This window comes from Pseudomonas sp. P4_C4, assembly GCF_056402055.1.
Window position 1 is genome coordinate 1 of sequence record NZ_JBFUID010000077.1, and the last position, 24452, is coordinate 24452.

Sequence of the window (24452 nt, forward strand, 5' to 3'; positions counted from 1 at the left end):
CCCCTCATTTGCTGTCAAGTGATTATTTTCAGAAGCTTTCCAAGTTTCCTTTTCAACTTCAACCACTTGCGCTTCAGATCTCTCATCAGCGGGAGGCGAATTCTACAGCGTTACACGCTGCTGTCAACACCTCTTTTTCAACTCCCTTTTGGCTTCGATGACCTGAAGCAACCTGCTGCCGAAAACTGCATAACTCATTGTTTACCAAGGAGTTTCCGTTTCGACTGCGCCGGAAGTGGGGCGAATTATAGGCTTCCAGAATCTGCCGTCAACAGCTATTTTCACAAAACTGTCATATAGCTAAAAAAGCCCCAAAAACAAAAGGCCGACCCGTTGGGTCGGCCTTCTTTACCCTTCTACTTACAAGCTAGGGAAAGCGAACTGCGAAGCCTCATGGCTCGCACGCTGCGGCCAGCGCTGGGTGATGGCCTTGCGGCGGGTGTAGAAACGTACACCATCCGGGCCATAGGCATGCAGGTCGCCGAACAGCGAACGTTTCCAGCCACCAAAACTGTGGTAAGCCACCGGCACCGGCAGCGGTACGTTGACGCCGACCATGCCGACTTCGATCTCGTCGCAGAACAGGCGCGCCGCTTCCCCGTCACGGGTGAAGATGCAGGTGCCGTTGCCATACTCGTGATCGTTGATCAGTTGCATCGCCTCTTCCAGGCTGTTGACCCGGACGACGCACAATACCGGCCCGAAGATCTCTTCCTTATAGATGCGCATTTCTGGCGTGACGTTGTCGAACAGGCAGCCACCCAGGAAGAAGCCGTCCTCATGACCGGCCACGGTCAGGCCACGACCGTCCACTACCAGTGTCGCGCCAGCTGCTACGCCGTCTTCCACGTAACCGCTGACCTTGTCCCGCGCTTGACCAGTAACCAGAGGGCCCATGTCCAGACCGCAGGAAGTACCGGCACCGATCTTCAGCGCCTGGATTTGCGGAACCAGTTTGGCCACCAGAGCATCGGCAACCTGGTCGCCGACACACACGGCCACGGAGATCGCCATGCAGCGCTCACCGCAAGAGCCGTAAGCCGCGCCCATCAGTGCGCTGACAGCGTTGTCCAGATCTGCATCCGGCATCAGCACCGCATGGTTCTTCGCACCACCCAGGGCCTGAACGCGTTTACCGCGCTTGGTGCCTTCGCTATAGATGTATTCGGCAATCGGGGTCGAACCGACGAAGCTCAGTGCCTTGACTTCCGGCGCTTCGATCAATGCGTCCACTGCAGTCTTGTCACCGTGCACCACGCTCAGTACGCCTTTGGGCAAACCAGCTTCCAGCAGCAACTGGGCAATCAGCAGCGTCGAGCTCGGATCACGCTCGGACGGTTTGAGGATGAAGCAGTTGCCGCAGACGATGGCCAGCGGGTACATCCACAGCGGCACCATGGCCGGGAAGTTGAACGGCGTGATACCGGCCACCACGCCCAGTGGCTGGAAGTCCGACCATGCATCGATGTTCGGGCCGACGTTGCGGCTGTATTCGCCCTTGAGGATTTCCGGCGCCGCGCAAGCGAACTCGACGTTCTCGATACCGCGCTTAAGTTCACCAGCGGCGTCTTCCAGGGTCTTGCCGTGTTCTTCGCTGATCAATTGCGAGATGCGCGCTTCGTTCTGTTCCAGCAGTTGCTTGAAGCGGAACATCACTTGGGCCCGCTTGGCCGGTGGCGTGTTGCGCCAGGCCGGGAATGCAGCCTTGGCGGCGTCGATGGCGCTCTGGATGGTTTCGCGGGTCGCCAGCGGCAACTTGTGAATAGCCTGGCCGGTAGACGGGTTGAACACATCAACCGCACGACCGTTCTCAGTCACCAGTTCGCCATTGATCAAATGCGGAATAACGCTCATGGAAGCTCCTGAAAAGTTGTCCACAGGTGCCCTTCAACGGGTGCCTGCTATATAGATAGCTTTTGTAGGAGCGAGCTTGCTCGCGAAGATAGTGAGGGCGCCGCGTTCATCCAGGCAGCCCGCATCATCGTTAACGTCCATCGCGAGCAAGCTCGCTCCTACAGGTGTTTTGTCAAATCAGTCGATCTTGCTCAGCACTTCGCCGACCGCGTCGAACAGGCGATCCAGGTCCTGCGGCTTGCTGTTGAAGGTTGGGCCGAACTGCAGGGTGTCGCCGCCGAAGCGCACGTAGAACCCGGCTTTCCACAGCGCCATGCCGGCTTCGAACGGACGCACGATCGCATCGCCGTCACGAGGGGCGATCTGGATCGCGCCAGCCAGGCCGAAGTTGCGGATGTCGATGATGTTCTTGGTGCCTTTGAGGCCGTGCAGCGCATTTTCGAAATGCGGTGCGACTTCAGCCACGCTCTGCACCAGGTTTTCCTTTTGCAGCAGGTCGAGTGCTGCCAGGCCCGCGGCGCAAGCCACCGGATGCGCGGAATAGGTGTAGCCATGGGGGAATTCAACCGCGTATTCAGGCGTCGGCTGATTCATGAAGGTCTGGTAGATCTCGGAGCTGGCAATCACCGCGCCCATCGGGATCGCACCGTTGGTGACTTGCTTGGCAATGCACATCAGGTCCGGGGTCACGCCGAAGGTGGTGGCGCCGAACATGGTGCCGGTACGGCCGAAACCGGTGATCACTTCGTCGAACACCAGCAGGATGTTGTGCTGGTCGCAGATTTCACGCAGACGCTTGAGGTAACCCTGTGGTGGAACCAGCACGCCAGCGGAACCGGCCAATGGCTCGACGAAGACCGCCGCGATGTTCGACGCATCGTGCAGTTCGATCAGCTTCAACAGTTCGTCAGCCAGGGCGATACCACCCTGCTCCGGCATGCCACGGGAATAAGCGTTGCTTGCCAGCAAAGTGTGCGGCAGGTGGTCGACGTCCATCATCGCCTGACCGAACAGCTTGCGGTTGCCGTTCACGCCGCCGAGGCTGGTGCCGGCGATGTTCACACCGTGGTAACCACGGGCACGGCCGATCATTTTGGTCTTGGTCGACTGGCCCTTCAGGCGCCAGTAAGCACGGACCATCTTCACAGCGGTGTCAGCGCACTCGGAGCCCGAGTCGGTGAAGAACACGTGGTTCAGGTTGCCCGGGGTCAGGTCGGTGATTTTCTCAGCCAGCTGGAAGGACAACGGATGGCCGTACTGGAAACCTGGCGAGTAGTCGAGGGTGCCCAATTGCTTGGAGACCGCTTCCTGGATTTCCTTGCGGGTGTGCCCGGCGCCACAGGTCCACAGACCGGACAGCGAGTCATATACCTTGCGGCCCTTGTCGTCGATCAGCCAGCTGCCTTCGGCGCCAACGATCAGGCGCGGGTCGCGCTGGAAGTTACGGTTGGCGGTGTAAGGCATCCAGTGAGCATCGAGCTTGAGCTGGCTGGCCAGGGAAGTCGGGGCGTTTTCAGGCTGGTTCATGGGCGTAACCTCGCAAGGCAATAAGCGGCGTAAGGATTGAAAACCGTTGTTGCAGCTAAATTGCCACGGGGATAAAGTCGGTGAAATCCAACTTTTCTAATGTTCAGTCAGCCAACCACTAAACTTTGAGTAACCCGCATGAGCACTCGCCGTCCCGATCCGCTGGCCCAGGTCAGCGACTTTGATATCCGCCTGCTGAGGATTTTCCGCAGCGTGGTGGAATGCGGCGGCTTCTCTGCGGCGGAAACCGTGCTGGGCATCGGTCGCTCAGCGATCAGCCAGCAGATGAGCGATCTGGAGCAACGCCTCGGTTTACGCCTGTGCCAACGGGGACGTGCCGGGTTTTCCCTGACCGAAGAAGGCCGCGAGGTCTATCAATCGGCGCTGCAACTGTTAAGTGCGCTGGAAAGCTTCCGCACCGAGGTCAATGGCCTGCACCAGCACTTGCGCGGCGAGTTGATCATTGGCTTGACGGACAACCTGGTCACCCTGCCCCACATGCGCATCACCCATGCCCTCGCGCAATTGAAAGAGCGCGGTCCGGACGTGCAGATCCAGATCCGCATGATCGCGCCCAATGAGGTCGAACAAGGCGTGCTTGACGGTCGCCTGCACGTCGGCGTGGTGCCGCAGGCCAGTGCGCTCTCGGGGCTCGAGTATCAACCGCTGTATAGCGAGCGATCGCTGTTGTACTGCGCGGTCGGCCATCCGCTGTTTTATGTCGATGACAAGCAACTGGACGACGAACGCCTGAACAGTCAGGACGCCATCGCACCCACCTTCCGTTTGCCAGCGGAGATCCAGGCTCACTACCAGGCGCTCAATTGCACCGCCAGTGCCTCGGACCGCGAAGGCATGGCGTTCCTGATCCTGACCGGGCGCTACATCGGTTACCTGCCGGATCACTACGCGGGTCTTTGGGTGCAGCAAGGTCGGTTGCGCGCGTTGAAAGCGAAAACGCGCTTCTATGACCTCAGCCTGGCGTCGGTTACACGCAAGGGGCGTCGCCCGCATCTGGTGCTGGAGAGTTTTCTCGAGAGCCTGGCCGCGACGCGTTAATGATCCTTGCGCCACATAAGGACTTGTCTGAATCCGGTGGGTACGCTATCAACGCACTGGCCGTCCCACCCATCAGTTCGGAAATGCTTATGACCTTTGAAGTCCCAGCCCACGGCGGCAAACCCGTCAGCCGCATTCGTCAGAAAAACGAAGAGACCATCATCAAAGCCGCCGAAGACGAGTTCGCCCGTCACGGGTACAAAGGCACGAGCATGAACACCATTGCCCAGAATGCCGGGTTGCCCAAGGCAAACCTGCATTACTACTTCACCAACAAACTCGGTTTGTACGTGGCGGTGCTAAGCAACATCATCGAGTTGTGGGACAGCACCTTCAACACCCTCACCGCCGAAGACGATCCGAGCGAAGCATTGACTCGTTACATCCGCGCGAAAATGGAGTTCTCCCGACGCCAGCCACAAGCCTCGCGGATTTTCGCCATGGAAGTCATCAGTGGCGGTGAATGCCTGACCGAGTACTTCAACCAGGATTATCGCGCCTGGTTTCAGGGCCGTGCGGGCGTGTTCCAGGCGTGGATCGACGCCGGTAAAATGGACCTGGTCGATCCGGTGCACCTGATCTTCCTGTTGTGGGGCAGCACCCAGCATTACGCCGATTTCGCCACGCAGATCTGCCGCGTAACCGGGCGCACCAGGTTGACTAAACAGGACATGGAAGACGCCGGGGACAACCTGATCCGCATCATTCTCAAGGGCTGCGGCCTGCAACCTGCCATTTAAGTAGCCATTCAGGTACGTATGCCTTTTACCCTCAGCGGTTTTTACGAATACCGCGAAGAGATTCGCAAGAGCAGCTTCATTACCTTCGCCGCGCCAGTCTCCAGCCCGGCCGAGGCCCAGGCGTTCATTGAACAGCACAGTGACTTGAATGCCTCGCACAACTGCTGGGCGTGGAAACTCGGCGATCAGTATCGCAGCACTGATGATGGCGAGCCCGGCGGTACGGCCGGCCGGCCGATGCTAGCGGCGATCGAAGCGCAGGATTGCGATCAGGTCGCGGTACTGGTGATTCGCTGGTATGGCGGCATCCAACTGGGCACCGGTGGGCTCGCCCGGGCCTATGGCGGTGGTGCAAATAAATGCCTGCAAGCGGCGCCAAAGATTGAGCTGATCAGCCGGGTGCCGCTGCGTTGCGCTTGCGGATTTGCCGAGTTGGCCCTGGTCAAGCTGCGGGTGGCGGAGGCAGGTGGATTGGTTGTGGATGAAACCTTCACCGCCAATGGTGTCGAGTTGCAATTGGCTGTGGGCGATGCGCAGATCGACACCTTGCAGTCACAACTGGCCGATTTGAGTCGCGGACGCATTTTGTTACAGCGCTAAAAGGCTTCCGCACAGGCTGCAATTTTTTGGGGCACGCCGCTTTTCCACTTATTCCATATTTGCCCACATCTGCTGTGCACCCGGCTGTGGATAACCTGAGCACATACGGCTGTAACCCTTGTGTCATACGGCTTTGCGAACTTTGTTCAATTTTCGTCCAATCCGCCATCAAGCAAATCAAATACAAATAAAAACAAACAGTTACGACGGTTTATCGCCTTTAGAAGAAAGCCACTCAGTGCTTATGCCCGTGCTTTGAGCTTGCGCACAAATACTGTGGAGCAATCTGTGGATAACCCGTTCATGGCCGTCTCGGCGCCCTGCACGGTATGGCTTGTGGTCAGTTGCTCATTTTTTGAGCAAAAGCGCACGAGCAAAATCAGGGCTTGATTTGCACCATTGCCCCCATGTGGTGCCGGGCTCTGCGTGGCACATTTGAAAGCTGCGTACTCAACGCCTCGGCTCACAGGACTTCGAAGTTTTCCTGACCAAGTGGCCAGAAAATTGCTTTATCCACAGGCACAAGTCCAACAGCACCGAGCCTGTCATGCCCAATCTCGCTCCAATTCCTGATCCGATTCCGCGCCTGCAACTGCGCAAAATCACAAAACGCTACCCCGGTTGCCTGGCCAACGACGCCATCGACCTGTCCATTGCCCCTGGCGAGATCCATGCCCTGCTCGGCGAAAACGGCGCGGGCAAAAGCACGCTGATGAAGATCATCTACGGCGTCACCCACGCCGATTCGGGCGAGGTGATCTGGCAAGGTCAGCAGGTGAGCCTGCGCAACCCGGCCCAGGCGCGCGGTCTGGGAATCGGCATGGTGTTCCAGCATTTTTCGCTGTTCGAAACCCTGAGCGTGGCGCAGAACATTGCCCTGGCCATGGGCGCGGCGGCAGGCACACCCAAACAGCTTGAGCCGAAGATTCGCGAAGTGTCCCGCCGCTACGGCATGGCGCTGGAACCGGAGCGACTTGTCCACAGCCTGTCGATCGGTGAACGGCAAAGGGTGGAAATCATTCGTTGCCTGATGCAGGACATCCGCCTGTTGATTCTCGATGAGCCGACTTCGGTGCTGACGCCGCAAGAGACCGACGACTTGTTCGTCACCCTGCGCCGGCTCGCTGCCGACGGCTGCAGCATTTTGTTCATCAGTCACAAGCTCGGGGAAGTCCGCGCGTTGTGCCACAGCGCAACAGTTTTACGAGGCGGTCGGGTGGCCGGGCATTGCGTGCCGGCCGAGTGTTCGGATCAGCAACTGGCGCGCTTGATGGTCGGTGAAGCAGCGGAGTTGATCGCAGACTATCCGAAGGTTACTGGAGGTGATGCGTTCCTTGATGTCCGTGGCTTGTCCTGGCACAACCCGGACCCGTTCGGCTGCTCGCTTGCCAACATCGACCTTGAAGTGCGCGGCGGTGAAATTGTCGGCATCGCCGGTGTCGCCGGCAATGGCCAGGATGAGTTGCTGGCCTTGCTCAGTGGCGAAGCACTGCTGCCCCGCAACGCCAGCGCGACGATCCGATTTGGCCAGGAGCCAGTCGCCCATTTGCGTCCCGATGCTCGCCGCCAACTCGGCCTGGCGTTCGTCCCCGCCGAACGCTTGGGTCATGGCGCGGTGCCGGAGCTGAGCCTGGCGGACAACACTCTGCTGACCGCTTTCCAGCAGGGATTGGTGAGTAACGGCCTGATTCAGCGCGGCAAAGTCGAAGCACTGGCCGAGGAAATCATCCACCGTTTCGGCGTCAAGACACCCGATAGCCAGGTGTCGGCCCGCAGCCTGTCCGGAGGCAATTTGCAGAAATTCATCCTCGGCCGGGAAATCCTTCAGCAACCGAAACTGCTGGTGGCCGCGCATCCAACCTGGGGTGTGGATGTCGGCGCCGCCGCCACCATTCATCGCGCCTTGATTGCCTTGCGCGATGCCGGCGCGGCGATCCTGGTGATTTCCGAAGACCTCGACGAACTGCTCCAGATCAGCGACCGCCTCGGCGCCTTGTGCGGCGGTCGGCTGTCGGCGCTCCACGCCACAGTGGATACGCGCCTGAGCGATGTCGGCGGCTGGATGGCCGGCCAGTTCGGTGCCCCTCAATCACTCGCATCCGCCACGCGCTAACGGAGTGTCACATGCTGCTTTCTCTTGAACCCCGTGGCCAGCAATCGCGCCTGATGCTGTGGTGCTCGCCGTTGCTGGCGGCTGTCCTGACCCTGGGCTGTGGATCACTGTTTTTTATCGCGCTCGGGCACGACCCGCTACTGACCTTGCACACGCTGCTTATCGCACCGGTCAGCGACCTGTACGGCGTCTCTGAACTGTTGGTCAAAGCCCTGCCGATTCTGCTCTGCGCCCTGGGCCTGGCCGTCGCGTATCAGGCGCGTATCTGGAACATCGGTGCCGAAGGTCAACTGCTGCTCGGCGCGTTGGCCGGCAGTGCGCTGGCGGTGAACATCATCGATATGCAAAGCCGCTGGGCGCTGGTGCTGATCCTGCTCACAGGCACCCTGGCGGGTGCCGCGTGGGCCGGCCTGACGGCGTGGTTGCGCACGCGCTTCAACGCCAATGAGATCCTGACCAGCATCATGCTCAACTACATCGCACTGAACCTGTTGCTGTTCTGCGTTCACGGCCCTTTGAAGGATCCCGCCGGGTTCAACTTCCCCGAGTCAGCGATGTTCGGTGACGCCAGCCGCATGCCGCTGTTGATGGAGGATGGCCGGGTGCATGCCGGAGTGTATCTCGCCCTGCTCGCGTTGGTGGCGGTCTGGGTGTTGTTGCAAAAAAGCTTTGTCGGTTTTCAGATCAAAGTGCTCGGGCTGGACAAACGTGCCGCCGGTTTTGTCGGCTTTCGCGAGAAGCGCCTGATCTGGCTCGCGCTGTTGATCAGCGGTGGCCTGGCTGGGCTGGCGGGTGTGTGCGAAGTCACCGGCCCCATCGGCCAGCTGGTGCCGCAGGTCTCGCCGGGCTACGGCTATGCGGCGATCACCGTGGCGTTTCTCGGCCGCCTGAATCCTGTCGGCATCCTGTTTTCCAGCCTGTTGATGGCGCTGCTGTACATCGGCGGCGAAAGCGCACAAATGAGCCTGAACCTGCCGCAAGCGATTACCCAATTGTTCCAGGGCATGATGCTGTTTTTCCTGCTGGCCAGTGATGTGCTGATTCTCTACCGACCGCGCTTGAACCTGCGCCGGACCCGTCGCGCCCAAGCCACCGCCGTACAAGCAGGAGCGCTGTGATGGATATCGATCTGCTGAGCAATATTTTCTACGCCATGGTCCGCTGCGGTACGCCGTTGCTGCTGGTGGCGCTGGGGGAACTGATCTGCGAGAAAAGCGGCGTCCTCAACCTGGGCCAGGAAGGCATGATGCTGTTTGGCGCGGTGATCGGTTTCATCGTCGCGTTCAACACCGCAAACCTGTGGCTCGGCGTGTTGCTGGCGATGCTTGCCGGGATACTGTTGTCGTCTCTCTTTGCCTTGGTGGCTCTGGTGTTCAACGCCAATCAGGTGGCCACCGGGCTAGCCCTGACGATTTTCGGTGTGGGCCTGTCGACCTTTGTCGGTGCGGCGTGGGTCGGCAAACCGCTGGCGGGTTTCGAGCCGATGGCGATTCCGTATTTGAGTGAGCTCCCGCTGATCGGACGGATGCTGTTTGCCCAGGATCTGCTGGTGTATCTGTCGTTCGCGTTGTTTGCATTGGTGGCCTGGGTGATTCTGAAAAGCCGCATCGGGCTGATCATTCAAGCGGTCGGCGAAAATCCCGACGCCGCCAGCGCCATGGGCTTGCCGGTTTTGGTTGTACGCACGTTGGCGGTGTTGTTCGGCGGCGCAATGGCAGGGTTGGCCGGGGCTTATCTGTCCCTGGCGTACACGCCGATGTGGGCGGAGAACATGAGCGCCGGGCGCGGCTGGATTGCCCTGGCGCTGGTGGTGTTCGCCAGTTGGCGGGTGTGGCGCCTGCTGCTCGGCGCGTACCTGTTCGGGCTCGCCAGCATCCTGCACCTGGTGGCGCAGGGGTTGGGGCTGGCAATTGCGTCCAGTCTGCTGGCGATGCTGCCGTATGTCGCGACCATTGTGGTGCTGGTGCTGCTGTCACGGGATGCGCTGCGGACACGGTTGTATGCGCCGGTGTCGTTGGGGCAGCCGTGGCAGGCTGGGCATTAGTGATTGACTGGTCTGGCCTCATCGCGAGCAAGCTCGCTCCCACATAACCGCGTCTTGCGCAATTAATGTGCCTGGCGCAGACCCTGTGGGAGCGAGCTTGCTCGCGATTGCGTCCGCACAGGCAACACCTGAGCAATGCCCCACGCCAATTCAAACACCAGAAAAACCACCAGAATCGAACTCGCGCCATGGATCAGCGCATAAGCCTGCCAAACCGAGAACAGGAATCTGGCCACGGCGTCATACCGCCCGAAAACCTGCTGCGGATCACGAATCCGCAACACCGCCCATACGCAAACAATCGACCCCAACAGATTCGCTATCAACATGTGCACCGGTTCGAACAGTGGCAGCTCACCGGGCAAACTCAACGCCTGACTCACCCCCGTCAAAACCCCATGCAACGCCGCAAAACTCCACGGCGTGACAAACGCGACTGTCACGATCAGGTCATACCAGGCACTGCCTTGCACCAACCGGCGATATTGCGTTGTAGTCCACATCGACATTGCTCCATCAATTCAGGGAGCAACAAGGCTAAAGCCTGGAGTATGCTCCAGGGTCAAGCCCCCTCGAGACGCGATGATGCGCATCGGTGAATTAGCCCAGGCCAGCGCCGTCAGCCGCGACACGCTACGCTTTTACGAGCAGCGCGGATTGATCGCGGCGCAACGCAGCGCCAACGGGTATCGCGACTATCCGCCAGACATGGTGCAACTGGTGCAGTACATCAAGACCGCACAACGGCTGGGCTTTACCCTCGGCGAGATCGGCAACAGCGTCGCTGCAATCTGGCAGTCGCCCGATCCGGACAGCGCCGTCACGCAACTGCTGCAAGACAAACTCAAACTGATCGAAGCCCGCATGGCCGAACTCGGCGCGCTGCGCGGCGAGTTGCAACAACGGCTCGGGCAACAGTGTCCATTGAATCCACGATCCTGAACTTTCAAGGAAGCCACTCATGTCCAAGGCAAAAACCGCACTCATCATCGGCGCCTCCCGGGGGCTTGGCCTCGGGCTGGTTAAAACCCTGTTGGCCGATGGCTGGCAAGTCACCGCCACCGTGCGCGATCCGCAAAAAGCCGAAGCCTTGCAGGCCCTGGGCAAGGTGCGGATCGAAAAGCTCGACATGGACGATCAGCAAGCGGTGTCCACCCTGAGCCAGCAACTCAAGAGCGAAGTGTTTGACCTGTTGTTCGTCAATGCCGGGGTCAAGGGACCGGAGGTGCAGACGCCGAACGGTGGCGCGACAATGGCCGACGTCGGTCAGCTGTTTTTCACCAACGCCGTGGCGCCGCTCAACCTGGCCCAGCGTTTTGTCGAGCAACTGCGCCCGGACACCGGCGTGCTGGCATTCATGAGCTCAGTGCTGGGCAGCGTGACCATGCCCGATGCGCCGGAGCTGGCGTTGTACAAGGCCAGCAAGGCGGCGTTGAATTCCATGACCAACAGCTTCGTCACTCAGTTGGGCGAAACCAGACTCACCGTGCTGTCGCTGCACCCGGGCTGGGTGAAAACCGACATGGGGGGTGACGGCGCGGACATCGACGTGGAAACCAGCACCCGTGGTCTGGTGGATCAGGTGAATGCGTATGTCGGCCAGGGCGGGCATCATTTCATCAACTACCGGGGTGAAACCATTCCCTGGTAAACGCCATCCTTACTGTAGGAGCGAGCTTGCTCGCGATGGTGTGTCAGCCGACAGCTATGTAGCTGATACTCCATCGCGAGCAAGCTCGCTCCTACAGGGGTTACTCTTCGTCTGGTCGGGTCGGGCTTGCCCGCCAGAGCGTTTTGATCGACACTGCGCACCTCGCCTCCCCGGCGAACCTGGATCAGCAGACAGGGCAACACTGAGCTGGCAACCCTGAACCCAACTTTCAGAGGAGCCGGCCAACATGCCTGCGACCCGTACCTGGTTAAAAAATCCCCTCGCCATTTTCACGGCCAACGGTCTCGATGCCCGTGGCGGTCTGGTGCTGCAAGACGGTTTGATCGTCGAAGTGCTCGGCGCCGGTCAACAACCGTCCGCACCGTGCAACGAAGTGTTCGATGCCCGCGAGCATGTGATCCTGCCGGGTCTGATCAACACCCATCACCACTTCTATCAAACCCTGACCCGCGCCTGGGCGCCGGTGGTCAATCAGCCGCTGTTCCCCTGGCTGAAAACCCTATACCCGGTCTGGGCACGCCTGACGCCGGAAAAACTCGCCCTCGCCACCAAGGTCGCGTTGGCTGAATTGCTGCTGTCCGGTTGCACCACTGCCGCCGACCATCACTACCTGTTCCCGGAAGGTCTGGAAAACGCGATCGACGTACAAGTCGAAAGCGTTCGCGAGCTGGGCATGCGTGCCATGCTGACCCGCGGTTCCATGAGCCTCGGTGAAAAGGATGGTGGCCTGCCGCCGCAACAAACCGTGCAGGAAGGCGAAGTGATCCTCGCCGATAGCCAGCGGCTGATCGCCGAGTACCACGAACGTGGTGACGGCGCGCAAATCCAGATCGCCCTGGCACCGTGCTCGCCGTTTTCGGTGACACCGGAAATCATGTCGGCCAGTGCCGAACTGGCGAACAAACTCGACGTGCGCCTGCACACCCACCTGGCAGAAACCCTCGACGAAGAAGATTTCTGCCTGCAACGCTTCGGCCTGCGCACCGTGGATTATCTGGACAGCGTAGGCTGGCTCGGCCCGCGTACCTGGCTGGCCCATGGCATCCATTTCAACCCGGATGAAATCGCCCGTCTCGGTGGCGCCGGCACCGGTATTTGCCATTGCCCGAGTTCGAACATGCGCCTGGCCTCGGGCATCTGCCCGAGTATCGATCTGACCGATGCCGGTGCCTTGCTGGGTTTGGGCGTGGACGGCTCGGCGTCCAACGATGCCTCGAACATGATGCTCGAAGCACGTCAGGCCCTGTACATCCAGCGCCTGCGCTACGGCGCCGAGAAGATCACCCCAGAGCGCGTGCTCGGCTGGGCGACCAAAGGTTCGGCCAGTCTGTTGGGGCGTACCGATATAGGTGAACTGGCCGTGGGCAAGCAGGCCGACCTGGCCCTGTTCAAGCTGGATGAACTGCGCTTCTCCGGCAGCCATGATCCGGTCTCGGCACTGCTGCTGTGCGGCGCCGATCGCGCGGACCGGGTGATGGTCGGCGGCAAGTGGCGGGTGATCGATGGGCAGGTCGAAGGGCTGGATCTGAAGGGGTTGATTGCCGATCACAGCCAGGCGGCTCGGCAGTTGATCGCCGGGGTCTGACACACCCAGATCAAAACTGTGGGAGCGAGCTTGCTCGCGATGGCGGCATGTCAGTCGACATATTTTGTGAATGACACACCGCTATCGCGAGCAAGCTCGCTCCCACATTGGTTTTGTGGAGGGTCAAGGCCATCTGGATTGGCGCACCAGTGGGTGGCAGCCGTGCAAGGGCATGCACTTTTATCGGACTTCAAAGACCCATTGCGAGCCAGCTCGCGATGTCATCACCGCGGATTCATGTTTTGTTGTCTTGTTGGTCAGCAATTTGCATTGCTCTGTGCAAGCCCGAGAGCCCAGCCAACCTCACAACAAAATGGAGTTCCAATTCATGCACAACCGTCCGTTGAAGAAGCTGCTTTGCGCCGTTGCGGCGGCCATCGGTCTGAGCGCCGGTCTGACCGTCAGTGCCAACGAACCGCTGAAAGTCGGCTTCGTCTATATCGGTCCGATCGGTGACCACGGCTGGACGTATCAGCATGAACAGGGGCGCAAGGAACTGGCAGAAAAATTCGGTGCGCAGATCACCACCAACTACGTGGAAAACGTCGCCGAAGGCGCCGACGCCGAGCGGGTGATCCGCAACATGGCCAAGGACAAATACGACCTGATCTTCACTACCTCCTTCGGCTACATGAACCCGACGGTGAAAGTTGCCAAACAGTTTCCCAAGGTGACCTTCGAACACGCCACCGGCTACAAGCAGGACAAGAACCTCGGCACTTACCTGGCGCGCACTTATGAGGGCCGCTACGTCGGCGGCTTCCTTGCGGCGAAGATGACCAAGACCAAAAAAGTCGGCTACGTCGCCTCGTTCCCGATCCCGGAAGTGATCCGCGACATCAACGCCATCCAGCTGGCCCTGAACAAGTACAACCCCGGCACCGAGATCAAGGTGGTGTGGGTCAACTCATGGTTCGATCCGGGCAAGGAAGCGGATGCCGCCAACGCGTTGATCGATCAGGGTGTGGATGTGGTGTTCCAGCACACCGACAGCCCCGCCCCGATCCAGGCCGCCGAACGTCGCGGTGTGTATGCGGTGGGCTACGCTTCGGACATGGCGCACTTCGGACCGAAAGCGGTGCTGACCTCCATCGTCAATGACTGGGGCCCGCACTACATTCAGGCGACCCAAAGCGTGATCGACCATGACTGGAAATCCCTGGACTACTGGGGCGGTTTGAAAGAAGGCACCGTTGAGCTGCCGATCAGCGATCTGGTGCCGGCGACGGTGAAGAGCGAAGCCGAGCAGCTCATCGCCGACATCAAGAGCGGTGCGCTGCAACTGTTCACCGGGCCAATCAAGGATCAGGCGGGAGTCGAGAAAATCCCGGCAGGCGTAAGCGCTACCACGGCGGAACTGGCGTCGATGAATTACTACGTGGAAGGCATGAAGGCCGAGATGCCGAAGTAATTCCCGGCCACCACTTGCGCCGAGTTCCTGCTCTCGCGTTTCGCCGATACCTACGCTTATCGACGGGAACTGAAAGCGGTGTGATGAACCGCCTGGTCAGGTTTTACCAATTGTTGCGGCAACCCTCTGTAGAATGGCGACCATTGCACCTGATGAGAAAAGAATTATGTACGACTGGCTGAACGCCCTGCCCAAGGCAGAATTGCACCTGCACCTGGAAGGCTCGCTGGAACCCGAACTGTTGTTCGCCCTGGCCGAGCGCAACAAGATTGCCCTGCCATGGAACGACGTCGAAACCTTGCGCAAGGCGTATGCCTTCAACAACCTGCAGGAGTTCCTCGACCTGTATTACCGGGGTGCCGATGTGCTGCGCACGTCCCAGGATTTCTATGACCTGACCTGGGCGTACCTGCTGCGCTGTAAAGAGCAGAACGTGATTCACACCGAACCGTTCTTCGACCCGCAGACCCATACCGACCGTGGCATCCCGTTCGAAGTGGTGCTCAACGGTATCGCCGCTGCGCTGAAGGATGGCGAGCAGCAACTGGGTATCACCAGTGGTTTGATCCTGAGTTTCCTGCGCCATCTGAGCGAAGACCAAGCGCAGAAAACCCTTGACCAGGCGCTGCCGTTCCGCGATGCGTTCGTCGCCGTGGGCCTGGACAGCTCCGAGATGGGCCACCCGCCGAGCAAGTTCCAGCGCGTGTTCGACCGCGCCCGTCACGAAGGCTTCCTGACCGTAGCCCACGCCGGCGAAGAAGGCCCGCCCGAGTACATCTGGGAAGCCATCGACCTGCTGAAAATCCAGCGTATCGACCATGGCGTGCGCGCCATCGAAGACGAACGCCTGATGCAGCGAATCATCGACGAGCAGATCCCGCTGACCGTATGCCCGTTGTCGAACACCAAGCTTTGCGTGTTCGATCACATGTCACAGCACAACATTCTCGACATGCTGGAGCGCGGCGTAAAAGTGACCGTGAACTCCGATGACCCGGCGTACTTCGGTGGCTATGTCACCGAGAACTTCCATGCGCTGCACACCCACTTGGGCATGACTCAGGATCAGGCCAAACGCCTGGCGCAGAACAGCCTCGATGCGCGGCTGGTGAAACCCTAGGCAGCACCGCAAATCCAACTGTAGGAGCTGGCTTGCCAGCGAAGGCGCCCCCCCACTCAACCATGATGCTGAATGTGGCGCCGTCTTCGCTGGCAAACCAGCTCCTACAGATTGGGGTAAGGTTTTAAAGCGCCATTTCCAGTTCGGTTTCCTGGGCAAAGCGATGGATCTCGCGTTGGCCGGAGGCCGTCACCTGCAAGGCTCGGGAATCGTTGGGCAGGCTCAACCACCCCGACTGCATGAACAGCTGCAACAATGCCGCGCCCAGCGAGCCGCCCATGTGCGGGCGTCTTTCGCTCCAGTCAGGGCATGCGCAGGCAACCCTGCCGTTGTGATGGGCCAGCGCCTGGATGAACACTCCCCGTGCCGCCAACCCCGTCGCGCCCTTGAGCGTGACCGTGACCCGCTGATCAAACTGTTCGATCCAGCCTGCCTCCAGCAGTCGCTGATACAGATCGGCGGACAGGGTGCCCCCCAAGTGATCGTCGCACAGTCGGGCACTCAGCAATGACGAACGCACCGCCCGGGGTTTGACGAGAGGCGCATTGCGCTTGAATACGTCCGGAATACCCTGGGGTGCGCTGGCGAAGGTCGCGCTGGCCAGTGCTTCGATTGCCGCCCCGACCTCGGGCGCGGCCAGACGGAAGAAGCGTTTGCGGCCGCGGCTTTCAACCTTGAGCAGACCTCCAGCGGACAAACGTCCCAGGTGTGCACTGGCCGAAGACGGTGACAGGCCAGCCAGCAATGCCAACTCTTCGGTTGCTCGCGCCGAACCATCCATCAAGGCCCACATCATTGCGCTGCGCTTTGGGTCAGCCAGCAATGTGGCGATCTGGCTGATGCAAGGTGCATGTTCCATGTATTCACTCCCTGTTGAATCGTTTCGTTTACTGCCCAGAAACATCTTGACCAGTAATGTGTCGTCGGCCAATCCGTGGAGACTGTCATAAACCCGGCGACGCCTTGCTCACTCATTTGCGCTGCCTGGCCGACGCTGCGAAGGCCAGAAGGATGACCGTGCAGCCGGACCGACTCGAACGTGGACCCGCCATTGGGGGATCGACGCTACCTACATGATGAGGGCGCTAGTATATGCGGGTTGGTCGCGGGATCCTGTCCTCCGCCCGGCATAGGTGGTGATCGTTCCTGAGAGAAATTTCTCTTTTTTCGTGCGACTAATGATCGATATCCGAAAAACCTGGAAATTGACTGCTCAAAAGTTCACATCGGCTGACAAGCATTTCACGCAAGAGATTCACCGGCTTACTCAATTGCGCGCGATGGGCGCACAATAGATTCAGCGGGGCGCGCTCACAGAGCAGTTCCGGCATCAGCACCTTCAAGCGGCCGGCCAGTACATCGGCGGCCACATCGAGCCAGGACTTGTAAGCGATCCCGGCACCTGCCACGGCCCAAAGGCGCACGACATCGGCATCGTCACTGAAGCGATCACCGCTGACGGTCAGGCTGACTTCACGTTTGCCGTCGTGAAAACTCCAGTGGTCGTGGACCCGGCTGCCGAGCATGTACAACAGGCAATTGTGCTGTGCCAGTTGCTCCAGATGCCGCGGCTCGCCATGCCGAGCCAGATAGCCGGGAGCGGCGCACAACACCCGGCGGTTCTGCGGGGCGATGGGCAGCGCCACCAGGCTGGAATCCTCCGGTTCACCGTAGCGCAGGGCAATGTCTACCGGTTGGCGAAACAGGTCGGCGATGCGATCCCCCAGCAGCAGGCGCACGGTCAGTTTCGGATGTTCGCGTTGAAACTCGTCGAGCCAGGGCAGCAGCAGGTTGCGGCCAAAGTCCGATGGCGCCGACAGTTGCAGAACCCCGCTGACCTGATCCTGACCACTGGCCAGCAATCGCCGGCCCTCGTCTAGATTGCTCAGGGCCGCGCGGGCATATTCGAGAAAGCCCTCGCCTTCGGCGGTCAAGCGCAGGCTGCGGGTCGAACGGGCCAATAAACGGGCACCGAGTTGCTGTTCGATGCGCTTGAGCGCCGCACTGGCCACGGCTGCCGACATGTCCATGCCCCGCGCGGCGGCGGACAGACTGCCCAGGTCCGCCGCCCGGACAAACAACTGCAAGTCATCGAAACGCAGCATCAAGAGCACCGATTATCAAAAAAATATTGAAAGAGACTGCTCTTTTAGCCGGTTTTATCTTCGGGAGAAATAGCCAATCATCTGCCCCATCGAATCTCTTCTCTATTAGTGTTCAGGAGCCGCCCATGAAAGCCATTGCCTACTACGCCTCTTTGCCGATCAGTGACGACAAAGCTCTGCAAGACATCGAATTGCCGGACCCGGTTGCCGGTCCCCGCGACTTGCTGGTAGAAGTCAAAGCCATCTCGGTCAACCCGGTGGACACCAAGGTGCGCCAGAACGTCCAGCCCGAAGGTGGCGCGGCCAAGGTGTTGGGTTGGGATGTGGCCGGTGTGGTCAAGGCGGTGGGCAGTGAGGTGACGCTGTTCCAGGCCGGCGACAAGGTGTATTACGCCGGCTCCATCGCGCGTGCGGGCGGCAACAGCGAGTTGCATGTGGTGGACGAGCGCATCGTCGGCCACATGCCAAAGACCCTTGGTTTCGCCGAGGCCGCGGCCCTGCCACTCACCGCGATCACGGCGTGGGAACTGTTGTTCGAGCGCCTGCAAGTGCGCGAAGGCAAAACCGACGAAGGCCAGAGCCTGTTGATCGTCGGCGCGGCGGGTGGCGTGGGCTCGATGCTTACGCAGCTGGCTCACCAACTGACGGCCCTGAAAGTCATCGGCAGCGCTTCGCGTGCGCAGACCCAAAGCTGGGTGAAAGAGCTGGGCGCCGATCTGGTGATCGACCATAGCCAGCCACTGAGCGAAGCACTCAAGCATGCCGGTGTGGATCAGGTCACCCATGTCGCCAGCCTGACCCAGACCGATCAGCACCTGGACCAACTGGTCGAGGCATTGGCGCCCCAAGGCAAGCTGGCGCTGATCGATGACCCCAAGTCGCTGGACGTGACCAAGCTCAAGCGCAAGAGCCTGTCACTGCACTGGGAGTTCATGTACACCCGTTCGCTGTTTGAAACCGCGGACATGATCGAGCAGCACAACCTGCTCAATCGCGTCGCCTGGCTGATCGATGCCGGGACCCTGAAAACCACGGTGGGCGGACACTTCGGCACGATCAATGCAGCCAATTTGCGCCGTGCCCATGCCCTGCTGGAGAGTGGCAAAGCCAAGGGCAAGATTGTGCTGGAAGGGTTCTGAGGCGCTGAAAAAAACCATCGCTGATTTCATCGCCTTCTGCGTTTTTTCGTCTGCGACCGGGACGTCCCGGTCGCAGACGCCCCCTGTGGGTGCCATCAAAAAGCCGTGTTTTTTTTAGTTACAAACCGTCAGTCCGACAGTTGACCCTTGTCACAATGGTGCTCGTATTCAGGACTACAATCGAATCTCCTGCGAGGCAGCCTTTTACGAGACATCTTTTACGAGACATCCTTTACGAGAGGAGTTCAGCTATGAAGATCCTGATAAAAGAACTGGCAAAGTCCCAGTGGCAAGTTCGCTTAGACCAACATGCTGTGACGTTCCGCAGCGAAGCAGAAGCTCGCGCTTTCACCCGTACTCTTGAAGCCCGCATCCAGGCCCCTCACCCCATTCCCGTCCTCCACCCGCAGCGTGCAGCCGGCTGACTCCGGCCTCAAACCTGGGCTTGCGCCAGCGCCCGGGCATTTTGCAAGCGCCGGGTGAACATCGCCGCGCTCACCACCAGAATTCCACACAGGCTGATGACCATGGCCATCGGCACGGCGCTACCGTCGTGCAGCACGCCCACCAGCGCAGAGGCACCGGCAGCCACGCTGAATTGCAGGCAGCCGAGCAGCGCCGACGCGCTGCCGGCCCGTCCGCCCTGCCCGCTCATCGCGCAGGCCGCGGCGTTGGGACTGATGCAACCGAGGCTGGCGATACAGATGAACAATGGAATCAGCAGCGGCCACAGGTGTGCCGGGTGCAGGGAGCTGACAGCGAGCAGGGTCAAGCCGGCCGCCAGATAAACCCACACCGCGCGCGCCAGCAAGAACATCGGGCCACGTTTGGCCAGTAACCGCGCATTGACCTGAGCCACCAGAATGAAACCCGCCGCATTGGTGCCGAACAGCCAGCCGAAATGCTCGGCTGGAACGCCGTAGAGCTTGATGATGATGAAGGGTGAGCCGGCGATGTAGGCAAACATCCCGGCGATGGCGATGCCCCCGGTCAAGGCATGGCCGAGAAATATCGGGTCAGCCAGCAACCGGCCGTACTGACGCAGCGCACCCGACAACGGTTGACGCGGTATGTGGGCCGGCATGCTTTCCGGCAATCCCGTCGCCACCGCCAGCCCCGCCAGCGCACTGAAAGCGGTCAAGGCCAGGAAGATCGACTGCCAGCCTGTGGTATTGACCAACAACCCACCCAGCAATGGCGCGAGGATGGGGGCAAGCCCCATCACCAGCATCAGTTGCGAAAAGACTTTCGCCGAACCCACCGCATCACACTTGTCGCTGACCACCGCCCGGGAAATCACCATCCCCGCGCAGCCGCCCAGCGCCTGGACGAAACGCGCGCCGATCAGCCATTCCAGATTCGGCGCATAGGCGCACGCCACGGAGGCAACGGTGAACAGGCCGACACCGGTGAGCAACGGAATGCGTCGCCCGAAACGATCCGCCACCGGACCATAGGCCAACTGACCGATGGACAAGCCAAGGAAGTACGCCGCCAACGTCATCTGAACGTGATTTTCGTCCGTCCCGAAAGCCAGAGCCATGGCCGGGAAGGCTGGTAGATAGAAGTCGATCGCCAGCGGACCGAAAGCGCTCAAGGCGCCAAGTATCAGAATGGTACGCAAGTTCATCAGGCATCCAGTGGGGCAGAAGTCGGCAGCCCGACAGTCTAGCCGCACATGGACGCCTTGAACATTCCGGTAGCTCGCTAACTATCAAATTCAGACCAGTTTGATGCCGTAACCCTCTTCGCTGATCGCCTCGATCACTTGCTGGGCGGTCAGCGCACTTTCGACACCGACCTCCCTGGCCGCCAGATCAACCCGCACACTGGCCGCCGGGTCTTTGGCCTGGACCGCCTGAGTGATGGCCTTGACGCAGTGACCACAAGACATGCCTTCAACGTTGAACACTTGCATGGGATGACTCCTTTTCCGAGGTTGAACCCAGTTTTGAGCTTGCCACCATGGCAAGGTCAAGTTCTGAAGCTAGCTGCCGGGCTGGCAATCGGCGCGACGCTCGGCCAAGCTGCGTCCATCAATGACTCGAACTCAGGAGATTCAGCCATGCGCTGGTCAGTTTTCAGCCTGTTTGGTTTTCTCAGCCTTTTCGCCGCCGTGCCTTCGGCCAATGCTGCCGGTCAGGATTATGGCGTGCTGATCATTTCCCGCGAGCGCCTGGAAGTCGCGACCAGTTGCGAAATCGGTGTGTACATCCAGGATCAATTGGCGGCGCGGCTGTTTCAGGAACAGAGCACCTCGTTCAACCTGCCGCCGGGCATCGTCTCGCTGCGCCTCAAACTGCTGCCGGGCCAGGTGCCGGGTTGCACTCCGGGCATGCTCGCGCCGGGTTCACAGGATATCCAGCTCAAGGCCGGGGATGTGCTCAAGTACCGGATCGCGATGACGCAGGAAGGGATGTACCTCAAGCGCGCCGGTCTCGGCTACTGACACCCGTCCCCCCTGTGGGAGCGAGCTTGCTCGCGATTGGGCCGGCACATCCAACATCCACATCGTCTGACACACCGCCATCGCGAGCAAGCTCGCTCCCACAAGGGATCGCGGCCAGGCACAGATCCCGGGGGACTCCCAAATCAGATTGGCACTTGACCTTGCCAGCATGGCAAGGTTGATCCTGTGGTCATCTACTACAGGGAGTGCGACCGATGTCCGAATCCACCACGTTCGACCTGCCGATTGCCGGCATGACCTGCGCCAGTTGCGCCGGACGGGTCGAGCGCGCCTTGAGCAAAGTCATTGGCGCCAGTGCCGTCAGCGTCAACCTCGCCACTGAACAGGCGCGGGTGCAGGCACCCAGCGACAGCTTGCCTGCCTTGATGGATGCCGTAGCCAAGGCCGGCTACAGCGTGCCGCAGCACAACCTGGAACTGAGCATCGACGGCATGACCTGCGCGTCTTGCGTCGGCCGGGTCGAGCGCGCGCTGGGCAAGGTTGCGGGAGTAAAAAGCGTCAGCGTTAACCTGGCCAACGAACGTGCCCACCTTGAACTGCTCGGCCAGATCGATCCGCAAACCTTGATCGCGGCCGTGACCAAGGCCGGTTACGCCGCCAGCGTATGGGAAGCCGAACACCCGCCAACCGGCAATCAGCAACAGCGCCTGCACCGCGAACGCCTGGCCTTGATCTTCGCCATTGCCCTCGCCATGCCGCTGGTAATGCCGATGCTGCTACAGCCATTCGGCGTGCACTGGATGCTCCCGGCCTGGGCGCAATTCGCCTTGGCCACACCGGTACAATTCATCTTCGGTGCACGGTTTTACGTCGCCGCCTGGAAAGCCGTGCGCGCCGGGGCCGGCAACATGGATCTGCTGGTCGCCCTGGGCACCAGCGCCGGGTATGGCTTGAGCGTGTACGAATGGGCCACCGCCGCCGGGCGCATGCCGCATCTGTACTTCGAAGCCTCAGCGGTGGTGATCGCGCTGGTGCTGCTGGGCAAGTACCTGGAAAGCCGCGCCAAGCGCCAGACCGCCAGCGCCATCCGCGCCCTCGAAGCCTTGCGCCCGGAACGGGCGATTCGGGCGCTCGATGGCCACGAGCAAGACGTCGCCATCAGCGCCCTGCGCCTCAATGATCTGGTGATGGTCAAACCCGGTGAACGCTTCCCGGTAGACGGCGAAGTGATTGAAGGCCAGAGCCACGCCGACGAAGCGCTGATCAGTGGCGAGAGCCTGCCTGTGCCCAAGCAGCCCGGCGACAAAGTCACCGGCGGCGCGATCAACGGTGAAGGCCGGTTGCTGGTGCGTACCCAGGCCCTCGGTGCGGAAACCGTGCTGGCGCGGATCATCCGTCTGGTAGAAGACGCCCAGGCCGCAAAAGCACCGATCCAGAAACTGGTGGATAAAGTCAGCCAGGTGTTCGTGCCCACCGTGCTGCTGATTGCCCTGGCGACCCTGATCGGCTGGTGGCTGTATGGCGCGCCGATGGAAACCGCACTGATCAATGCCGTTGCGGTGTTGGTGATCGCCTGCCCTTGCGCATTGGGCCTGGCCACGCCGACGGCGATCATGGCCGGCACTGGCGTCGCGGCGCGTTACGGGATTCTGATCAAGGATGTCGAGGCGCTGGAGCGTGCCCATGAAGTCAGTTCGGTGGTGTTCGACAAGACCGGCACCCTGACCTCGGGCACCCCGCGCATCGCCCACTTGAGCGCTATCGACGGTGACGAAGCCACCTTGCTGCAATGGGCCGGTGCCTTGCAGCGCGGCAGTGAGCATCCGCTGGCCAAGGCGGTGCTGGATGCGTGCAACGATCGCGGCTTGACCGTGGCCGATGTCAGCGACAGCCAGTCCCTGACCGGGCGCGGCATCGCCGGCAGCCTCGATGGTCGTCGTTTGGCGCTGGGCAATCGGCGTCTGCTGGAGGAAAGCGGCTTGAATGCCGGGTCGTTGGCCGACTCGGCAATCGCGTGGGAAAATGAAGGCCGGACCTTGTCCTGGCTGATCGAACAATCCCCAAAACCGCAGGTGCTGGGCCTGTTCGCCTTCGGTGACACCCTCAAGCCCGGCGCGCTGCAGGCGGTACAACAACTGAGCGCACGGAACATCAGTAGCCATCTGCTGACCGGCGACAATCGCGGCAGCGCCAAGGTGGTGGCCGAGGCACTGGGCATCCACGATGTGCACGCCGAAGTGCTGCCGGCGGACAAAGCCGCCACAGTCGCTGCACTGAAACAAACCGGGGTGGTGGCGATGGTCGGCGACGGTATCAACGACGCCCCGGCACTGGCCGCCGCCGACATCGGCATCGCCATGGGTGGCGGCACCGACGTCGCCATGCACGCGGCCGGCATCACCCTGATGCGCGGCGATCCACGGCTGGTGCCGGCAGCACTGGAGATCAGCCGCAAGACCTACGCCAAGATTCGCCAGAACCTGTTCTGGGCGTTCGTCTATAACCTGATCGGCATTCCATTGGCGGCATTCGGCTTCCTCAATCCGGTGCTGGCCGGTGCGGCCATGGCGTTGTCGAGCGTCAGCGTGGTGAGCAATGCGCTACTGTTGAAAACCTGGAAACCCAAGGACCTGGAGGACAACCGATGAACATCGGCCAAGCGGCCCACCACAGCGGCCTGAGCGCAAAGATGATCCGTTATTACGAATCCATCGGCCTGCTCAAGGCGGCCCATCGCACCGACAGCGGTTATCGGGTGTACGGCGATGACGACCTGCACACGCTGGCGTTCATCAAGCGCTCGCGGGACCTGGGGTTTTCCCTGGAAGAAGTCGGCAAGTTGCTGACCCTCTGGCAAGACCGCCAGCGCGCCAGCGCCGATGTGAAAGCGTTGGCCCGCCAGCACATCGATGAGTTGAACCAGAAGATCCGCGAGCTGGGTCAGTTGCGCGACACCTTGCAGGACCTGGTTGAGCACTGTCAGGGCGATCATCGGCCGGATTGCCCGATTCTGAAGAATCTGGAGTCGGGGTGTTGTGCCGCCCCTACCAACCACTGCAACTCCCTGTAGGAG

Annotated in this window: 23 protein-coding genes; 16 read left to right on the forward strand and 7 right to left on the reverse strand. The window is 60.6% G+C overall.

Annotated features, from left to right (window positions below):
* Positions 1–360 precede the first annotated feature (360 nt).
* Both AC1DXW_RS27610 and aptA read right to left on the reverse strand, forming a co-directional pair.
* A complete protein-coding gene (locus AC1DXW_RS27610) occupies positions 361–1854 on the reverse strand; it encodes a CoA-acylating methylmalonate-semialdehyde dehydrogenase (RefSeq protein ID WP_102702272.1) in 1494 nt (497 codons plus the stop codon).
* Between the two features lie 177 nt (positions 1855–2031).
* The gene (aptA, locus tag AC1DXW_RS27615) at positions 2032–3381 is read right to left on the reverse strand and encodes an omega-aminotransferase AptA (protein WP_477755393.1); all 1350 of its coding nucleotides are present in this window, start codon (positions 3379–3381) and stop codon (positions 2032–2034) included.
* Between the two features lie 138 nt (positions 3382–3519).
* Between aptA and AC1DXW_RS27620 the strand changes: the two genes are divergently transcribed.
* The 6 genes from AC1DXW_RS27620 to AC1DXW_RS27645 all read left to right on the forward strand — a co-directional run bounded on the left by AC1DXW_RS27620 (position 3520) and on the right by AC1DXW_RS27645 (position 9937).
* Positions 3520–4440, forward strand: coding sequence for a LysR family transcriptional regulator (locus AC1DXW_RS27620; RefSeq protein ID WP_477755394.1), 921 nt, complete (start codon positions 3520–3522; stop codon positions 4438–4440).
* A gap of 89 nt (positions 4441–4529) precedes the next feature.
* Entirely contained in the window at positions 4530–5180 is a 651-nt protein-coding gene (locus AC1DXW_RS27625) for a TetR/AcrR family transcriptional regulator (protein WP_477755395.1), read from the forward strand.
* 18 nt (positions 5181–5198) lie between these two features.
* A complete protein-coding gene (locus AC1DXW_RS27630) occupies positions 5199–5780 on the forward strand; it encodes an IMPACT family protein (RefSeq protein WP_477755396.1) in 582 nt (193 codons plus the stop codon).
* 547 nt (positions 5781–6327) lie between these two features.
* The gene (locus tag AC1DXW_RS27635) at positions 6328–7893 is read left to right on the forward strand and encodes an ABC transporter ATP-binding protein (RefSeq protein ID WP_477760717.1); all 1566 of its coding nucleotides are present in this window, start codon (positions 6328–6330) and stop codon (positions 7891–7893) included.
* Between the two features lie 11 nt (positions 7894–7904).
* The gene (locus AC1DXW_RS27640) at positions 7905–9011 is read left to right on the forward strand and encodes an ABC transporter permease (protein WP_477755398.1); all 1107 of its coding nucleotides are present in this window, start codon (positions 7905–7907) and stop codon (positions 9009–9011) included.
* Positions 9011–9937, forward strand: coding sequence for an ABC transporter permease (locus tag AC1DXW_RS27645; protein WP_477755399.1), 927 nt, complete (start codon positions 9011–9013; stop codon positions 9935–9937). Before AC1DXW_RS27640 ends, AC1DXW_RS27645 begins: the two co-directional genes overlap by 1 nt.
* 62 nt (positions 9938–9999) lie before the next feature.
* On the opposite strand, the gene AC1DXW_RS27650 is transcribed toward AC1DXW_RS27645, so the two are convergent.
* A complete protein-coding gene (locus tag AC1DXW_RS27650; RefSeq protein WP_477760718.1) occupies positions 10000–10440 on the reverse strand; it encodes a hypothetical protein in 441 nt (146 codons plus the stop codon).
* Between the two features lie 82 nt (positions 10441–10522).
* Between AC1DXW_RS27650 and AC1DXW_RS27655 the strand changes: the two genes are divergently transcribed.
* The 5 genes from AC1DXW_RS27655 (at position 10523) to AC1DXW_RS27675 (ending at position 15725) form a co-directional block, all read left to right on the forward strand.
* A complete protein-coding gene (locus AC1DXW_RS27655) occupies positions 10523–10879 on the forward strand; it encodes a MerR family transcriptional regulator (RefSeq protein ID WP_477756714.1) in 357 nt (118 codons plus the stop codon).
* 19 nt (positions 10880–10898) lie between these two features.
* The gene (locus tag AC1DXW_RS27660) at positions 10899–11588 is read left to right on the forward strand and encodes an SDR family oxidoreductase (RefSeq protein WP_477756712.1); all 690 of its coding nucleotides are present in this window, start codon (positions 10899–10901) and stop codon (positions 11586–11588) included.
* 247 nt (positions 11589–11835) lie between these two features.
* Positions 11836–13194, forward strand: coding sequence for an 8-oxoguanine deaminase (locus tag AC1DXW_RS27665; RefSeq protein WP_477760719.1), 1359 nt, complete (start codon positions 11836–11838; stop codon positions 13192–13194).
* Positions 13195–13522: 328 nt separating this feature from the next.
* Positions 13523–14605, forward strand: coding sequence for a BMP family ABC transporter substrate-binding protein (locus AC1DXW_RS27670; protein ID WP_477760720.1), 1083 nt, complete (start codon positions 13523–13525; stop codon positions 14603–14605).
* 166 nt (positions 14606–14771) lie between these two features.
* Positions 14772–15725 (forward strand): adenosine deaminase, encoded by a 954-nt coding sequence (locus AC1DXW_RS27675; RefSeq protein ID WP_150727777.1) that lies wholly within the window; start codon positions 14772–14774, stop codon positions 15723–15725.
* A gap of 124 nt (positions 15726–15849) precedes the next feature.
* On the opposite strand, the gene AC1DXW_RS27680 is transcribed toward AC1DXW_RS27675, so the two are convergent.
* Together AC1DXW_RS27680 and AC1DXW_RS27685 are read right to left on the reverse strand one after the other, a co-directional pair.
* The gene (locus AC1DXW_RS27680) at positions 15850–16584 is read right to left on the reverse strand and encodes an ArsR/SmtB family transcription factor (protein ID WP_477756682.1); all 735 of its coding nucleotides are present in this window, start codon (positions 16582–16584) and stop codon (positions 15850–15852) included.
* A 316-nt stretch (positions 16585–16900) separates the two neighbouring features.
* Positions 16901–17830 (reverse strand): LysR family transcriptional regulator, encoded by a 930-nt coding sequence (locus AC1DXW_RS27685; RefSeq protein ID WP_477756857.1) that lies wholly within the window; start codon positions 17828–17830, stop codon positions 16901–16903.
* A gap of 125 nt (positions 17831–17955) precedes the next feature.
* On the opposite strand from AC1DXW_RS27685, the gene AC1DXW_RS27690 reads away from it, so the two are divergent.
* Both AC1DXW_RS27690 and AC1DXW_RS27695 read left to right on the forward strand, forming a co-directional pair.
* Positions 17956–18969 carry a zinc-binding alcohol dehydrogenase family protein gene (locus tag AC1DXW_RS27690; RefSeq protein WP_477760721.1) on the forward strand — a complete coding sequence of 338 codons (1014 nt, stop codon included), beginning with the start codon at positions 17956–17958 and terminating at the stop codon, positions 18967–18969.
* A gap of 251 nt (positions 18970–19220) precedes the next feature.
* On the forward strand, positions 19221–19394 hold the full coding sequence (locus AC1DXW_RS27695) for a hypothetical protein (RefSeq protein ID WP_007996470.1): 174 nt from the start codon (positions 19221–19223) through the stop codon (positions 19392–19394).
* Between the two features lie 8 nt (positions 19395–19402).
* Here AC1DXW_RS27695 and AC1DXW_RS27700 read toward each other — a convergent pair whose 3' ends face one another.
* Together AC1DXW_RS27700 and AC1DXW_RS27705 are read right to left on the reverse strand one after the other, a co-directional pair.
* Positions 19403–20599: a multidrug effflux MFS transporter gene (locus AC1DXW_RS27700; protein WP_477756152.1), complete on the reverse strand. Its 1197-nt coding sequence runs from the start codon at positions 20597–20599 to the stop codon at positions 19403–19405.
* Positions 20600–20689: 90 nt separating this feature from the next.
* Positions 20690–20887, reverse strand: a complete 198-nt coding sequence (locus AC1DXW_RS27705; protein WP_477756151.1) for a heavy-metal-associated domain-containing protein — start codon at positions 20885–20887, stop codon at positions 20690–20692.
* Between the two features lie 147 nt (positions 20888–21034).
* Between AC1DXW_RS27705 and AC1DXW_RS27710 the strand changes: the two genes are divergently transcribed.
* The 3 genes from AC1DXW_RS27710 (at position 21035) to cueR (ending at position 24449) form a co-directional block, all read left to right on the forward strand.
* Positions 21035–21418, forward strand: coding sequence for a hypothetical protein (locus AC1DXW_RS27710; RefSeq protein ID WP_477756150.1), 384 nt, complete (start codon positions 21035–21037; stop codon positions 21416–21418).
* A gap of 215 nt (positions 21419–21633) precedes the next feature.
* Positions 21634–24027, forward strand: a complete 2394-nt coding sequence (locus AC1DXW_RS27715; protein ID WP_477756149.1) for a heavy metal translocating P-type ATPase — start codon at positions 21634–21636, stop codon at positions 24025–24027.
* Complete coding sequence (gene cueR, locus AC1DXW_RS27720; protein WP_477760722.1) at positions 24024–24449, forward strand: Cu(I)-responsive transcriptional regulator; 426 nt, start codon at positions 24024–24026, stop codon at positions 24447–24449. Before AC1DXW_RS27715 ends, cueR begins: the two co-directional genes overlap by 4 nt.
* The last annotated feature ends 3 nt before the right edge of the window (positions 24450–24452 follow it).